Raw genomic sequence first — 14,708 nt, 5'->3', positions numbered from 1 at the left:
CGATGAAATACCTGTCAATCCTGACCCTGGCGCCGCTGGTCGGCGCGCTGGCGGTCGCGTTCGTCCCGCGCAGCAAGCCGGAGCTGGCCAAGCGGCTGGCGCTGATCGTCTCGCTGGTGGTGCTCGGCGTCACGGTCGCGGCGTGGTTCGCGTTCAAGGCGGGCGACACCACCCAGCGGCTGCAGCTGCAGGAGTCCTACACCTGGATCCCGGCGTGGGGTGCCAAGTTCGCCTTCGGCATCGACGGCATCGCGCTGGTGATGCTGGCGCTGACCGCGCTGCTGACCCCGCTGGTGATCCTGGCCAGCTGGCACGACGCCGAGCGCAGCAAGCGCAGCGTCCCGGCGTACTTCGCGCTGCTGCTGGCGCTGCAGGGCACCATGATCGGCACCTTCACCTCCGCCGACGTGCTGCTCTTCTACCTCTTCTTCGAGGTCATGCTGGTGCCGATGTACTTCATCATCGGCTCGTTCGGCAGTGACGTGCCGGCCAAGCAGCGCCAGTACGCCGCGGTGAAGTTCTTCCTCTACTCGCTGGTCGGCGGTCTGTTCATGCTGGCCGCGGTCATCGGCATGTGGGTGCTGGGCGGCCACACCTTCGGCTGGCAGACGCTGACGAACGCCGACTTCACCAGCACCGCGCAGCGGTGGCTGTTCCTCGGCTTCTTCATCGCGTTCGCCATCAAGGCGCCGTTCTTCCCGTTCCACACCTGGCTGCCGGACGCGGGCGGGGCGGCTCCGGCCGGCGCCGCGGCGCTGCTGGTCGGCGTGATGGACAAGATCGGCACCTTCGGCATCCTGCGTTACTGCCTCCCGCTGTTCCCGGAGGCGTCGCGCTGGTTCGCGCCGTGGGCGATCGCGCTGTCGCTGGTCGGCATCATCTACGCCGCGCTGCTGGCGGTCGGCCAGAACGACCTCAAGCGGCTGGTCAGCTACACCTCGATCGCGCACTTCGGCTTCATCGGCATCGGCATCTTCGCCTTCACCTACCAGGCCGGCTCCGGCGCGGTGCTGTACATGCTCAACCACGGTCTCGCCACCGGCCTGCTGTTCCTGGTCGTCGGCATGTTCGTGGCGCGGCGCGGCAGCACGCTGGTCACCGACTTCGGCGGCGCGGGCAAGCTGATGCCGCTGCTGGCGGGCATCTTCTTCATCGCCGGCATGGCGTCGCTGGCGCTGCCGGGCCTGGCCCCGTTCGTCAGCGAGTTCCTGGTGCTGCTGGGCGTGTTCACGGTCAACAAGACGGTGGCGGTGATCGCGACGGTCGGCATCATCCTGGCCGCGGCGTACGTGCTCTGGATGATCCAGCGGACCACGCAGGGCAACCTGAACCCGGCACTGCAGGACGTCGCCCCGATGAAGCGGGACCTGAACCTGCGCGAGGGCATCGTCGTCGCGCCGCTCATCGTCCTGCTGATCGTGCTGGGCTTCTACCCCAAGCCGGTGCTCGACGTGATCAACCCGGCGGTGCAGGCCACGCTGTCTGACGTGGTGACCCCGGAGCGGGCCGATCCGGCGCCCGCCACCTCCACTGTGGAAGCAGGAAACTGACCATGGGCGAAACAGTCCTCAAGCTGCCGGCGCTGGACTACGCGGCGCTGCTGCCGATGCTGATCCTGTTCGGCGCGGCGTGCCTCGGGGTGCTCGTCGAGGCCTTCGCCCCGCGTGCCTGGCGCAACACCATCCAGCTGGTGCTCGGCCTGCTGGCCCTGGTGGCGGCACTGGTCGCGGTGGTGGCCCGGGTGCCGGACGTGACCGCGGACAACGCGCAGACCGCCGTCGGCGCGGTGTCGATCGACCACGCGGGCCTGTTCCTGCAGGGCGCGATCCTGGTGCTCGGCATCGTGTCGATGCTGCTGTTCGGCGAGCGGACGCTGGAGAACGGCGGCCCGTTCGTGGCCCAGGCGGCGATCACCGTCGGCTCGGAGCAGGACCGCCAGCAGGCGGCCAAGGCGCCGGGCGCGACCGAGATCTACCCGCTGGTGCTGTTCGCCATCGGCGGCATGATGCTCTTCGTGACCGCGAACGACCTGCTGGTCATGTTCATCGCGCTGGAAGTCTTCTCGCTGCCGCTGTACCTGCTCTGCGCGCTGGCCCGCCGCAAGCGGCTGCTGTCGCAGGAGGCGGCGCTCAAGTACTTCCTGCTCGGCGCGTACGCCTCGGCGTTCTTCCTGTTCGGCGTGGCGATGGTGTACGGCTACGCGGGCGCGGTCGACTTCCGCACCATCCACAACGCGGTCGGCACCTCGACCAACAACATCGTGCTGCTGCTGGTCGGTCTGGCCATGCTCGCCATCGGCCTGCTGTTCAAGGCCGCCGCGGCGCCGTTCCACGTGTGGACGCCGGATGTGTACCAGGGCGCGCCGACGCCGGTCACCGCCTTCATGGCGGCCTGCACCAAGGTCGCCGCGTTCGGCGGCCTGGCCCGCGTGCTCTACGTCGGCTTCGACCGCACGGCCTGGGACTACACCCCGGTGCTGGGCGTCATCGCGGTGCTGACCATGCTGATCGGCGCGATCCTGGCGGTCACCCAGACCGACCTGAAGCGCCTGCTGGCCTACTCGTCCATCGCCAACGCCGGCTACCTGCTGGTCGGTGTGCTCGGCGGCGGCGTCGACGGCCTGTCCAGCATGATGTTCTACCTCGTGGCGTACGGCTTCCTGGTGATCGCCGCGTTCGCGATGCTGACCCTGGTGCGCGACGCCGACGGGGAGGCCACCCACCTGTCCCGCTGGGCGGGTCTGGGCAAGCGGTCGCCGCTGTTCGCCGGCATCTTCACGTTCCTGCTGCTGGCCTTCGCGGGCATCCCGCTGACCAGCGGTTTCACCGCCAAGTTCGCGGTGTTCGGGGCGGCCATCGGCGGCGACCAGACCTGGCTGGTGCTCTTCGGCGTGCTGAGCAGCATCATCCTCGCCTTCCCGTACATCCGGGTCGTGGTGATGATGTGGCTGAGCGAGCCTGGTGAGAACACCCCCAGCGTGTCCATCCCGGGTGCGCTGACCTCGGCGGCGCTCATGATCGGCGTGCTGGCGACGCTGGTGCTCGGTGTCTGGCCGAGCCCGGTGATCGAGCTCGCCAACAGCGCGTCCGAGTTCATCCGATAGGTCCAGGCGAGTCCGAAGCTCCCCCCGTGCTGCCGTCAGGTGATGGGGGGAGCTTCGATCATGTCGAAGCCATGTGGCATCGTGAGAGCGTGGTGAGCAGCGTGAACGGTCATACCGCCCGAAGCACCGGTGTCCGCTTCGAGGACCCGGCCCTGGAGGCCTCGGTCATGGCGAACCTCGGGCTGGTGGAGCAGCGCCTGCGAGAGTGCGTCGAGTCGGCCGACCCCTTCGTCACCGAGGCCGCCAAGCACCTCCTGGAGGCCGGCGGCAAGCGATTCCGGCCGATGCTCGTGGCGGTCTGCGCGCACTTCGGCGACCCCACCGCGCCCGAGCTGGTCGACGCGGCCGCGGTGCTGGAGCTGACGCACGTCGCCACGCTCTACCACGACGACGTGATGGACGAGGCGCACGTCCGGCGCGGCACGCCCAGCGCCAACGCGCGCTGGGGCAACTCGCTGGCCATCCTCGTCGGCGACTTCCTCTTCTCCCGCGCCGCCGAGCTGGCCGCGGGTCTCGGACCGGACGCCGTACGCATCCAGGCACAGACCTTCGCGCAGCTCGTGCACGGCCAGATCGCCGAGACCGTCGGCCCGCGTGACGCGGACCCGGTCGAGCACCACCTCGAGGTGCTGGCCGGCAAGACCGGCTCGCTGTTCGCCACCTGCGCCACGTTCGGCGGCATGTTCTCCGGCGCGCCCGCCGCGACCACCGAGGCGCTCACCGCGTACGCGAAGACCCTGGGTCTGGCCTTCCAGCTCTCCGACGACCTGCTGGACATCTCCAGCGACAGCTCCGAGTCGGGCAAGACGCCGGGCACCGACCTGCGCGAGGGCGTGCCGACGCTGCCCGTGCTCTACGCGCTGGCCTCGCAGGACAGCGACCCGGCGGCGGTGCGGCTGCGGCAGATCCTGTCCGACGGGCCGGTCACCGACGACGCGCTGCACGCCGAGGCGCTGGAGCTGCTGCGCGACAGCGTCGCGCTCAAGCGGGCCCGGCAGACCGTGCGCGGCTACGCGGACCAGGCCCGGGCGCAGCTGCACGGGCTGCCCCACATCCCGGCCCGCGACGCCCTCGAGTCGCTGTGCGACGTCCTCGCGGACCGCATCGCCTGACCCACCGGCCCGCCTGACCCCGCCCGCCCCGTGGCGCGACCGCCGGCAGTCGCGCCATCGGGGTGAGTGTTTTGTGCCGACTCCGTAAGAGTTGTGCCAGAAGGGGCGCGACGTGCGCGGACCGTCCCCATTGGATCGAGGGATTTCTTTGGCTGGCGGGCCTTCACCTCAGGCGTGCATTTGCATATCGTAGGTGCGACTGCATGGAGGTGACGGTGCGAGATTCAGCGGTTCCGCCATCGGACATGGTCAGCAGCGTCGCGCGGGCGCTGCGGGTGCTCGAGGTGGTGGGCGAGTCCCCCGGCGGGCTGTCCCCCAAGCAGATCGCGCGGCGGTGTGACATCACCATCGCCGCGGCGTACCGCATGCTGCGCACGCTGGCCCACCAGGGCTACGTGATGCGCCGCGCCGACGGGGCGTACACCCTGGGCCTGGCGGTGGCCGACCGCTTCCGCGAGCTGGTCAGCGCGATGCGTGGACCGGCCGAGGTCGGCGCGGTGCTGCGGCAGGCGAGCGCCGACATCGGCTACAGCCACTACCTCGGCAGCTTCGTCGACGGCCGGATCGCGATCACCGCGGTGGCGGAGGGTTCCCGGTCGCCGCACGTCGAGGACCTCGTGCCCGGATTCGACGAGGGCGCGCACGCCACCGCCCTGGGCAAGAGCCTGCTGGCCACCCTCGACCCCATGCAGCGCGAGCGGTATCTGAAGGAGCACGGCATGCGGGCCTTCACCCAGGCCACGCTGCGCTCCCCGGCCGCGCTCGACGCGGATCTGGCGGCCGGGATGCGCCGCGGCATGCAGGTGGAGATCGGGCAGTTCCGGCCCGGGGTGGCCTGCGTGTCGGTGTCCGTGCAGACCGCCGGCGAGCTGAGCCAGCGTTTCGTGGTGGCCTGCGCGCTGCCCGCGGTCGACCTGGTGAAGCAGGCGCCCGCCATCCGCGAGCGGCTGCACGCCACCGCCCGCTCCCTCAAGACCGCCCTCACCATGCCGGTCACCTCCACCACGACCGCCGCCGCGGCCTGACCCTCCGCGCACGCCGAGGCCCCGCCCAGGGGCCGGGCGGGGCCTCGGGCGAGCGTTCAGGAGCCGATCGGGCGGCCGTCGAGGCGCCAGACGCCGACGATGCCGGGCTTGGCGTAGTCGCCGTCGGGCCAGGTGCTGGCGGGTTTGTCCATGGAGGCGCCGCTGATCTCGCCGGGGTGCTGCGGGGCGACGAAGACGGTGCGGTTGTCCACGCTGATGAACGGGCCGCACGCCTCGGCGCCGCGGGGCACGGTCAGGAACTGCTTGAGGTGCCCGGCCTCCGGGCCCGTGAGCGCGGTCGCGAACAGGCCGTCGTTGGTGCCCAGCGCGTTGCCGTCGGTGGAGATCCACAGGTTGCCGGCGGCGTCGAAGGCGAGGTTGTCGGGGCAGGAGATCGGCGAGACCTTGCTCTTGTCGTACCCCATGAAATAGGTCGACGGGTCCGCCGGGTCGCCGCAGACGATCGGGACCGCCCAGGTGAAGGTGGTGGCCGTGTGGTCGCCGCCGTCCTCGGTGATCTCGAAGATGTGGCCGTGCTTGTTGGCGTTGCGCGGGTTCGCCTCGTCGGCCGGGGCGTTGCGGCCGCCGGTGGTGCCGCGGGCGGTGTTGTTGGTCAGCGCGGCGTAGATCTTCCCGGTGACCGGGTTCGGCTCCACGTCCTCGGGACGGTCCATCTTGGTCGGTGCGACCAGGTCCGCCGCGAGCCGGGTGTGCACCAGGACCTGCTCCACGGTCCAGCCGGGCACGCGCGAGACGTTGTCCTTGACCAGCGGGATCCACACACCGGTGCCGTTGAACGCGCCGTCGGCGGGCAGCCTGCCGGTGCCGTCGATCTCGGCGGCGCTGGTGTAGCCCAGCTTCGCCACGTAGAGGTCACCGGACTCCAGCAGGGTCAGGTTCTGCTTGCGGGCCCACCACGAGTCGCCGCGCGCGATCCTGTCCCGCGAGACGAACTTGTACAGGTAGTCGTGCCGCTCGTCGTCGCCCATGTACGCCACCACGTGGCCGTTGTCGGCGACGATGACGTTCGCGCCCTCATGCTTGAACCGGCCCAGCGCGGTGTGCTTGCGCGGGGTCGAGTCCGGGTCGAACGGGTCGACCTCCACGATCCAGCCGTGGCGGTTGATCTCGTTGGGGTGCGCGGTCAGGTCGAACCGGGCGTCGACCCGGTCCCACTTGCGCGAGCCGCTCGGGTAGCGGGCCGAGGTGGACACGCCGTAGCGGGCCAGGGAGGCCTTGTGCTCCTCCGGCGCGCCGTCGCCGCCGACGAAGTACTGGTTCCAGTTCTCCTCGCCCGACAGCACGGTGCCCCACGGGGTGACGCCGCCCGCGCAGTTGTTGAAGGTGCCGATCACCTTCCGGCCGGTCGGGTCGGCCGCGGTCCTCAGCAGCGCCGAGCCCGCCGCCGGGCCGGTCATCGCGAACACCGTGGCCAGGCCGGTGATGCGCCGGTTGTACGCCCGCCGGCCGCGCGAGACGACCGTCCACTGCCCGGTGCGCCCGACGCGCTCCAGCTCGACGACCGACATGCCGTGCGCGGCGATGGTGGCCCTGACCTGGTCCGGGGTGAGCGCGTCCAGGCCGGTGAAGCCCGGGAACATCAGCTCCTCGTTGGTGTACTCGTGGTTGCAGACCAGCAGGGCGCGGTCGCCGCCCCGCCCCAGCGGCAGCACCGCGACGAAGTCGTTGTTGTACCCGAACTGCTTGGACTGGGTGGCGCCGGTCTGGTGCGCGGGGTCGAAGTCGGCTGCGCCGGGCACCACCTCGTCGCCCCACCGGATGATCACGTTGTGGTCGTACCCGTTGGGCACCACGAGGTTGTCCAGCGTGTTCGGCGGGATCGGCGAGAAGGTGAGCGCGATCGGCCGCCCGGTCCGGGTGAGCGACGTGGTGGAGAAACCCTCGGCCTCACCCGCGCCGGCACCGGCACTCAGGCTCTCGGCGAAGGCGGGTGCGGCGGCACCGGCGGCGGCACCGGCGAAGCCGAGCGCCAGGGCGCCGGCCGACCCGGCCCGCAGCACGCCGCGCCGGGACACCTCGGCCCGCACGACGTCACCGAAGTACTCGTTGCCCGACGTGTTCGGGGCCGGGTGGTCGCACGCGTTGCCGCAGCGGTACAGGCAGGTCATGGCCGACCTGCTGCCTCCGCTGTGGCCGTCCCCGCCGAGCAGGGGGAGCCGGCGGCGGGATTCGTTCATGGGAGTTGCCTCCATACGTGAGGTCGACAGTTCGTGCCGTCGACCGGAACGTAAGGAGCGAGGGTGAGCCGGACTCTGCCCACCGATGAACGCCTCATGAACACCGCCGGGCAGCCGGTGGTGCCCCGGATCGCCTGGCCTGCCCGGCACCCGGGCGGGTGGCGGACGGGATCAGGTTCTGCTGGGCGCGACAACTTCTGGGTTGTCGCGACAACCCAGAAGTTGTCGCCTGAACCGGCAAGTCCATCGCCCGCGCTCACGCCCGCGCCCGGCCGTGCGCGGGCCAATCGGGCCGACAGCCGATCCGGCCGCGCGGAGGCCGACCGCGGATGCACCGGTCGTGACGGCCGGTCAGACCAGGGCGGGCGCTTCCCGCGTGCGGAGGGCGAGGCGGGTGCGGCGGGCGGTGCGCAGGCCGTCCCAGGTGAAGACGGCCAGCGCCAGCCAGACCAGGCCGAAGCCGAACAGGCGCACCGGCGGCATCGGCTCGTGGAAGGCGAACACGCCCAGCGCGAGCTGCAGCGTCGGCGCGACGTACTGCAGCATGCCGATGCTGACCAGCGGGATGCGGTTGGCGGCACCGGCGAACATCAGCAGCGGCACGGCGGTGAGCACGCCCGCGACGGCCAGCAGCAGGGTGTGCGCGGTGCTGACGTGGCCGAAGGTGAGGTCACCGGAGGTGGCGAGCCAGCCCAGCACCGCGAGCGCGGGCAGGGTGAGCACGGCCGACTCCAGGAACAGGCCGTCCGAGGGCGGCAGCGCGAGACGCTTCTTGACCAGGCCGTACATCGCGAAGGTGAAGGCCAGGATGAGGGCGACCCACGGCGGGTGGCCGTAGTCGACGGCGAGCACCAGCACGGCGACGGTGCCCACGCCCACCGCGGCCCACTGCATGGGGCGCAGCCGCTCGTGCAGCACCAGCACGCCCAGCACGATCACGACGAGCGGGTTGATGAAGTAGCCGAGCGAGGTCTCCACCACGCGGTCGATGTTCACCGCGTAGATGTAGGTGCCCCAGTTGATGCCGATGAAGATCGCGGCCGCGGTGATGCCGCCGAGGGTGGCGGGCTTGCGGACCAGCTCGACGATCTTCCGCCAGCGGCGGATCGCGGTCAGCGCGACCACCATGAACAGCGCGGACCAGACGATCCGGTGGGCCAGCACCTCGACCGGGCCGGACGGCTTGAGCAGCTTGAAGTACGCCGGGAAGAAGCCCCACATGACGTAGGCGCCGAGCCCGTACAGATAGCCGAGGCGAAGCTGACTCACCTCCACATGGTAAGGGTCAGCTTCGCCTCGGGTTCTTACCTGTGAGCGAACTCGCTCAGTCGTCGATGAACCAGTTCAGCGCCCAGCTGGTGAGGCCGACCACCAGCGCGCCGAGGATCGCGGCGGGCCAGAAGTTGTCGACGTGGAACGGCACGTCGAGCTGCTCGGCGATGAAGCTGGTCAGCATGAACAGCGCGCCGTTGACCACGAGCGCGATGAGGCCGAGCGTGAAGACGTACAGGCCGCAGCCGACCATCTTGACGATCGGGCGGATGAACGCGTTGCAGAGACCGAAGATGACCGCGACGGCCACGAAGGTGCCGATGGTGCCGAGCGTCGTCTCGGCCGTCACACGGATGCCCGGCACCAGCAACGTCGCCACCCAGACGGCGGCGGCGCTGGCGGCCAGACGGAGGAGGATGCCCATGGTGCGGCATCGTGCCATGATTCGCCCCGGTGCGCACCCCCGCCCTGGGGCGGCTCAGCCCAGGCCGTGCGTGGTGGCTCCGATCAGCTGCTGCTCGTACGCCGTCTGCGAGATGGCCGCCCAGCGCACGGACCTGCGGTGCACCACGCCGATCATGCCCGGCTGGGCGCGCGACAGCCACGCCTCCTGGTCCCGGCTGAGGCCGAGCACCGACACCGCGACCGCGGCCTCGGCCGGCTGCAGCGGCTGCAGCAGCGCGATGTCGGCCCGGCCGAGCACGTCCACGTCCACCGGGGACAGGTCGTCGCGCACCACCAGCGTGCTGTGCCAGGGCGAGCCCGGCGTGCGGTCGGCCGCGACCGGACCGGCGTCGACGATGCTGAGCAGCGGGCGCAGCGGCGAGCCCGGCGGCACGGTGACCGGACCGGGCGCCATCACCAGCAGCGGCGCGCCCGCGCCCAGGCCCCGGCTGAACGCCTCCCAGAGCCACGGACGGGTCGTCTGCACCAGAACGTATGCGCCGACCGCCATCGCGCGCACGGCGACGATCTGAGCCATCGCCACGCCGCCGATGAGCACCGCGCGGGTGGCCTCCGGGCGGAACAGCCGGAACGACACCGGCTCGCTGTGCCGGTTGACGCCGATCATGAGCCCGCTGCCGCCGTACGGCGCGCCGAGCGCGGCGACCGCGCCCAGCCGCCGCGAGGCGCCGGGCCGCCCGCCCACGCCGACCTCGGCCGGGGCGGGCCCGGCCAGCGGGAGCGTGGCGAGCAGGCCGTCGAACTGCTGCCCGTCGAGGCGGCGGGCGTGCGCGTGCTCGGTGGCGAGCACCTGGCGCAGGGCGGCGCCCGCGTTCGCCAGCGAGGTGTGGTCGGGGGCGGTGAGCCGCACCGTCAGGTCGGCGCGCAGCTGCGAGCCGCCGTCGGTCCAGGGACCGGCCGTGAGCGCCACCGACACCGTGGTGGCGGGCAGCCGCAGCAGGCGCGGCAGCAGCGCGTGCGCCGGGTCGGGGTGCGGCATCGGCCAGCGCTCCACGGCGTACGCGGTCGAGTAGAGGCCGCCGACGTGCAGCGCGGACCAGCCCTCCTGCGCCGGGGACGTGCCGTCGTGCCCGGCCGCCTCGGCCAGCGCGCGCAGCGCCGCGACGTCGCCCAGCGGGCGGTGCGGCACGTCGCCGAGCTTGGCCCGCACCTTGCGCACCGCGCCGGTCAGCGCCCGCTCCAGGTCGGCCTCGCTCCAGCCCTCGGCCCGGTGCACCCGCACGCTCAGCACCGCCCGCTCGTTGGCCAGCAGCCGCCCGCCGGTGAGCTGGCGGTACGACGAGGTGGCGGGCGAGGAGCCGTTGGCGGCGTTGGCGTGCAGCAGCAGTTGCAGGCGCACCGGCGGGGTGTCCGCGCCGGGCGCGGGCAGCAGCGTCGCCGGGGACGGCAGCGGGTGCCAGCCGCGGGCCGGCATCACCGCCTGGTCGCCCAGCTCCAGCAGCGCGCACATGCCCTCGGCGTCCACGATCACGGCGCAGGCGATGCCCTCGACGTCGACTGTGGACAGTCGCCCGCCCGGCGCGGCGAGCGCCATCAGCTCGACCGCGCCGTCGGCGGGCTCGATGCGGTGCCGGCGGGTGCGGTAGCGCAGATAGACGGCGAGCCACTCGGACAGCCAGCGGCCGCGCCAGCGGCCCCAGGCCAGCACCACGAGCGCCGCGGCCACCGGCATGGCGACGCCGAGCACCGCGACGCCCGCCTGCGCGGCGACCACCAGCAGCACCAGGGCCAGCTGCACCGTCACGATCTGCCCGCTGCCCAGGCCCAGGAATCTGCGCGCGGGCCGCGGCAGCGACGCCGCCGGCGACGTGTCCTCGACCGCTGCCCCCGTCGTCGGCCCGGTAACCGTGTCGACCGCCATCGCGATAACCTCCCCTAGGCGCGTCGTGCCCGCACGCCGCCCGGCTCATGTTAGAGCCGCAGGCTGATCCGTGGGGAGGGACCATGCCGTCGAGACAGGACCAACTGCACTCGTACCAGTTCACGGTGCAGCGCGTCGTCTCGGCGCTGGTGATGCGCGACACCGATCCGGCGCAGGCGCCGTTCCGCCGGGCCGCCGGCGCGACGCTCGCCAGCGTGCTGCTCGCCGTGGTGATCGCGGCCGGCTTCGGGGTGTACGGCGTCTTCAGCGGCCGGGGCGACACGGGCTGGAAGGCCGAGGGCACCGTCATCATCGAGGAGAAGTCGGGCGCGCACTTCGTGTACCGCGAGGGCAGGCTGCACCCGGCGCTGAACCTCACCTCCGCCATGCTGGCCTCCGGCACGGCCGCGCCGAAGGTCGTCACCGTGGCCCGCAAGTCGCTCGCGGGCGTGCCGCGCGGGCTGACCGTGGGCGTGGTCGACCTGCCTGACTCGCTGCCCGACCCGGGCTCGCTGCTCGGCATGCCGTGGTCGGTGTGCGCGGCGGCCGGTGACAGCAGGCCCTCGTCGGTGCTGGTGGTGGGCGACCCCTCGATCACGGACAAGGGACGGGTGATGGGCGGCGACGACGCCCTGTTCGTCAAGGCCGCGGACCGGCACTTCCTGCTCTGGCACGCGCGGGTGTACGAGGTCGAGGCGGACGAGCTCGCCGCGCTGTCGGGCGGCGCGCAGCCGGTGAGCGTGCCGGTCGCGTTCATCAACGGCACGCCCAAGGGTCAGCCGCTGGACGCGCCGCGGGTGACCGCCCCCGGCGAGCCGTCGTCGGTCAGGAACCTGAAGAACGGCCAGGTCATCAAGATCAAGGGCCTGGACGGCAAGACGCACCAGTACGCCATCGTGCGCCCCGAGGGCCTGGCGATGGTCACCCAGGTGCAGGCGGCGCTGGCGCTCGGGAAGTACCGCGTGGGCCGCGAGATCGAGATCGACCAGACCCGGCTCGCCGAGTTCGACAGCTCGCCGGACAGCCTCGTGCCCGACCGCGACGACCCGCGCCAGCCGCCCGCGACGATGCCGACCATCGCTTCGTACGGTCCGGGCGCGCTCTGCACGGTGATCCGCGACGACGCGGGCGGCGTCGAGGTGCGCGCCGAGGTGGTGCTCGACCTGTCGACCCGCATCCAGACCGTCGCGCGCAGCGCCGAGGGCGGCTCGTACGCCGACTACGTGCTGGTGCCGTCCGGCCGCGGCGCGATCGTGGCCTCCGGCACGACGCTGAGCCTGGTCACCGACCAGGGCGTGCGCTACGACGCGGCCCGGCCCGACGTGCTGCCGATGCTCGGTTACGCCAACCCGGTGCCGCTGCGGCTGCCGTCGGCGCTGGTGGACCTGCTGCCCGCGGGCCCGGGGCTGGACCCTCAGGCGGCATCGGCGCAACTCGCTCTGGGCTGAGCCTTCATGTGCCGGTTATCCACAGGTGGGGGCCTCGGGCTGGCATGAGTTGGCGCAGGACGATACCGTCACCGAGACAGGCGCACCGCCACTTAAGTTCCGCATAGGACGGTGGGCGCGCAAACGCACAAAGGGAATGGGGTGACGATCGACAATGTCGAGTACCGCATCCGAAGCCGCAGTCATGGCGGCGACCGCGGCCAAGTTCGACGGGGCCAACGACGATCTCCAGAGCATGCTCAGCCGTCTGCTGAGTGAGCTCGAGGTGCTCCAGACCAGCTGGGTGGGCCGTGCGGGCACGTCCTTCGAGCAGGTCAAGATCGCCTGGTCGGAGGACCAGAAGACCCTGCACAACGCTCTCGCCGAGACGGCGAGCGCCATCCGCACCGCCGGCCAGGAGTACACCCGGGCCGACGAGGACCAGGCGAGCCGAGTTTCCAGCCGCAACACCGGTGGCATCTCGCTCAACCTGTGAGCACCGTAGACCGGAAGGGGGAGGACCTATGAGCAACGGCGATCGGCTTGTCGTCAATTTCCAGTCGCTCCACGGCGCCAGCGAGCACATCCAGAAGGCCATCGGCCAGCTGGAGACCACGCTGAGCCAGTTGGAGGACGACGCGCGGCCGATGGTGGCCACGTGGGAAGGCGGCGCTCAGGCGGCGTACAACGAGCGGCAGGCCAAGTGGCGCAAGGCGGCGGACGAGCTGTCCGCGATGCTGCGCGACATCAAGGGTGCCGTCGACGAGGCGGCCGTGCAGTTCCAGGACGCCGAGGACCGCAACACCAAGCTGTTCCACTGAGCTTGCGCAGCTGACGGGGCGCCCGGCGGGGGACCGGTGGGCGCCCTTCCTGCTGTCTGCGGCAGGGCGGTTGCCGGCCGTCAGCTGCCCGCGGGGCGCCAGCGGCGGCGGATGCCGTTCGGCAGCGCCACCGCCAGGGCCAGCACGAAGCCGGCGAGCACCAGCCCGAGCGCGGCCAGCCACAGCGAGCGGGCGTGCGCCTGCTCGGCACGGGCGGCCGCGGCGACCGCCGCCGGGTCGACGGCCGGCGGCGCCAGCGGTGCCACCGAGGCCCGCGGCTGGCCGTCCAGGATCTCGTTCACGGCCCGCACCGGGTTGAGGATGCCCACGCCGTAGTCGTCGCTGCGCCGCCCGCCGGGCGCCGGGTCGGCGGTGGCCATCAGCCGCCGTCGCACCTGCTCCTCGGTGAGCTTCGGGTACGCCTGCCGGACCAGCGCCACCGTGCCCGCCACCATCGGGGCGGCGAAGCTGGTGCCGCTCTCCTTGCCGTGGCCCCGGAAGGCACGCGCCACCGTCACCTGGTCGCCGGGCGCGGTGAGATCCACGTAGGGGCCCGTCTGGGACGCCTGCAGCCGCTGCCCGGTCTCGTCGACGGCGCCCACCCCGAGCACGCCCTCCCACGAGGCCGGGTACGGCGTGGGGTTGTTGCGCTGCTTGTCGTTGCCCACCGCGGCGACCACGACGATGTCGGCGGCGATGGCCTCCCGGATCGCCTGGCGGAAGTCCTCCAGCACGTCCTGCCGCTCGTTGTAGGTCAGCGACAGGTTGATGACGTCGACCTTCTTGTCGATCGCGAAGCGGACCGCCGCGGCCATGCCCGCCACTCCGGCCTGGCGCCCGTTGTTCTGGCCGCCGATCCGCTCGCTCACCCGCAGCGGCAGGATCTTGGCACCCGGTGCGATGCCCCGGAACGCGACGCCCTCGACCTGGCGGGCGGCGATGACGCTGGCGACCCCGGTGCCGTGGCCGACGCAGTCCTGCGTGCCGTCGGTGCCGCCGTCGGGCAGCAGGTCGCGGCCCGGCTCGACCGCGCCGCGCAGCTGCGGGTTCCGTGCGTCGGAGCCCGAGTCGAGCACCGCGACCACGATCCCGGAGCCATCGATGCCCGGGGGGAGCGCGGACAGGTTGAAGCGCTTCTGCGCCCACGGCTCGGCGTAGATGGGCTCACCGGCGCTCGGCCCACTGCCGGAGCAGGGCGCGGCGGCAGCGGGAGTTGTCGATATTCCGACGGCACCGAAGGTGAGCACGACCGTGAGCACGGCCATGGCGGCCGGCGTGCGGGTGCGGTGCATGTCGCCTCCCCAGGCTTTATGGCGGGGCGGCCCGGCGTCGCGCGGGCGGGTGGTCACCCGCGTGGCCGATCCCCGGCGCAGATGCTATCGGACCGCGCCGACCTAGACTGCTGGTTGCGACACGCATACGGG

12 protein-coding genes are annotated in these 14,708 nt (G+C 72.0%); 7 read left to right on the top strand and 5 right to left on the bottom strand.

From position 1 onward, the window contains the following. Positions 1-2: 2 nt before the first annotated feature. The 4 genes from AB0J67_RS17550 to AB0J67_RS17535 all read left to right on the top strand — a co-directional run bounded on the left by AB0J67_RS17550 (position 3) and on the right by AB0J67_RS17535 (position 5,240). Positions 3-1,550 carry an NADH-quinone oxidoreductase subunit M gene (locus AB0J67_RS17550; protein ID WP_363483233.1) on the top strand — a complete coding sequence of 516 codons (1,548 nt, stop codon included), beginning with the start codon at positions 3-5 and terminating at the stop codon, positions 1,548-1,550. A 2-nt stretch (positions 1,551-1,552) separates the two neighbouring features. Continuing rightward, positions 1,553-3,103, top strand: coding sequence for an NADH-quinone oxidoreductase subunit NuoN (gene nuoN / locus AB0J67_RS17545; protein WP_363483230.1), 1,551 nt, complete (start codon positions 1,553-1,555; stop codon positions 3,101-3,103). Positions 3,104-3,195: 92 nt separating this feature from the next. Further along, positions 3,196-4,215: a polyprenyl synthetase family protein gene (locus AB0J67_RS17540; RefSeq protein WP_363483285.1), complete on the top strand. Its 1,020-nt coding sequence runs from the start codon at positions 3,196-3,198 to the stop codon at positions 4,213-4,215. Positions 4,216-4,460: 245 nt separating this feature from the next. Beyond that, complete coding sequence (locus AB0J67_RS17535) at positions 4,461-5,240, top strand: helix-turn-helix domain-containing protein (protein WP_363483228.1); 780 nt, start codon at positions 4,461-4,463, stop codon at positions 5,238-5,240. A 56-nt stretch (positions 5,241-5,296) separates the two neighbouring features. Here AB0J67_RS17535 and AB0J67_RS17530 read toward each other — a convergent pair whose 3' ends face one another. From AB0J67_RS17530 to eccE, 4 genes are all read right to left on the bottom strand, one after another. Then, positions 5,297-7,438, bottom strand: coding sequence for a PhoX family phosphatase (locus AB0J67_RS17530; RefSeq protein ID WP_363483225.1), 2,142 nt, complete (start codon positions 7,436-7,438; stop codon positions 5,297-5,299). A 351-nt stretch (positions 7,439-7,789) separates the two neighbouring features. After that, positions 7,790-8,707 carry an EamA family transporter RarD gene (rarD, locus tag AB0J67_RS17525; RefSeq protein ID WP_363483222.1) on the bottom strand — a complete coding sequence of 306 codons (918 nt, stop codon included), beginning with the start codon at positions 8,705-8,707 and terminating at the stop codon, positions 7,790-7,792. Positions 8,708-8,762: 55 nt separating this feature from the next. Next, complete coding sequence (locus AB0J67_RS17520) at positions 8,763-9,134, bottom strand: phage holin family protein (RefSeq protein ID WP_363483219.1); 372 nt, start codon at positions 9,132-9,134, stop codon at positions 8,763-8,765. A 54-nt stretch (positions 9,135-9,188) separates the two neighbouring features. Continuing rightward, positions 9,189-11,036 (bottom strand): type VII secretion protein EccE, encoded by a 1,848-nt coding sequence (gene eccE / locus AB0J67_RS17515; protein ID WP_363483216.1) that lies wholly within the window; start codon positions 11,034-11,036, stop codon positions 9,189-9,191. Between the two features lie 83 nt (positions 11,037-11,119). Between eccE and eccB the strand changes: the two genes are divergently transcribed. The 3 genes from eccB to AB0J67_RS17500 all read left to right on the top strand — a co-directional run bounded on the left by eccB (position 11,120) and on the right by AB0J67_RS17500 (position 13,284). Beyond that, the gene (eccB, locus tag AB0J67_RS17510; protein ID WP_363483213.1) at positions 11,120-12,484 is read left to right on the top strand and encodes a type VII secretion protein EccB; all 1,365 of its coding nucleotides are present in this window, start codon (positions 11,120-11,122) and stop codon (positions 12,482-12,484) included. A 184-nt stretch (positions 12,485-12,668) separates the two neighbouring features. After that, positions 12,669-12,959: a WXG100 family type VII secretion target gene (locus AB0J67_RS17505; RefSeq protein ID WP_363483210.1), complete on the top strand. Its 291-nt coding sequence runs from the start codon at positions 12,669-12,671 to the stop codon at positions 12,957-12,959. A 28-nt stretch (positions 12,960-12,987) separates the two neighbouring features. After that, positions 12,988-13,284, top strand: a complete 297-nt coding sequence (locus AB0J67_RS17500) for a WXG100 family type VII secretion target (protein ID WP_363483207.1) — start codon at positions 12,988-12,990, stop codon at positions 13,282-13,284. Positions 13,285-13,364: 80 nt separating this feature from the next. Here the strand turns inward: AB0J67_RS17500 and mycP are convergent, their stop codons facing one another. Next, positions 13,365-14,576, bottom strand: a complete 1,212-nt coding sequence (gene mycP, locus AB0J67_RS17495; RefSeq protein WP_363483204.1) for a type VII secretion-associated serine protease mycosin — start codon at positions 14,574-14,576, stop codon at positions 13,365-13,367. Positions 14,577-14,708 lie beyond the last annotated feature (132 nt).

The sequence above is a fragment of the Catellatospora sp. NPDC049609 genome (assembly GCF_040675365.1).
Taxonomy (GTDB): Bacteria; Actinomycetota; Actinomycetes; order Mycobacteriales; family Micromonosporaceae; genus Catellatospora.
Note: the sequence above shows the minus strand (reverse complement) of the source record. Positions and strands in the feature narration are given on the sequence as shown.

Excerpts from the sequence above, each read along its gene's own strand:
- AB0J67_RS17530 (WP_363483225.1), bottom strand. The coding sequence starts at position 7,438 with ATGAACGAATCCCGCCGCCGGCTCCCCCTGCTCGGCGGGGACGGCCAC.
- AB0J67_RS17505 (WP_363483210.1), top strand. The coding sequence starts at position 12,669 with ATGGCGGCGACCGCGGCCAAGTTCGACGGGGCCAACGACGATCTCCAG.
- AB0J67_RS17520 (WP_363483219.1), bottom strand. The coding sequence starts at position 9,134 with ATGGGCATCCTCCTCCGTCTGGCCGCCAGCGCCGCCGCCGTCTGGGTG.
- AB0J67_RS17550 (WP_363483233.1), top strand. The coding sequence starts at position 3 with ATGAAATACCTGTCAATCCTGACCCTGGCGCCGCTGGTCGGCGCGCTG.
- eccE (WP_363483216.1), bottom strand. The coding sequence starts at position 11,036 with ATGGCGGTCGACACGGTTACCGGGCCGACGACGGGGGCAGCGGTCGAG.
- AB0J67_RS17535 (WP_363483228.1), top strand. The coding sequence starts at position 4,461 with ATGGTCAGCAGCGTCGCGCGGGCGCTGCGGGTGCTCGAGGTGGTGGGC.
- AB0J67_RS17500 (WP_363483207.1), top strand. The coding sequence starts at position 12,988 with ATGAGCAACGGCGATCGGCTTGTCGTCAATTTCCAGTCGCTCCACGGC.
- eccB (WP_363483213.1), top strand. The coding sequence starts at position 11,120 with ATGCCGTCGAGACAGGACCAACTGCACTCGTACCAGTTCACGGTGCAG.
- nuoN (WP_363483230.1), top strand. The coding sequence starts at position 1,553 with ATGGGCGAAACAGTCCTCAAGCTGCCGGCGCTGGACTACGCGGCGCTG.
- mycP (WP_363483204.1), bottom strand. The coding sequence starts at position 14,576 with ATGCACCGCACCCGCACGCCGGCCGCCATGGCCGTGCTCACGGTCGTG.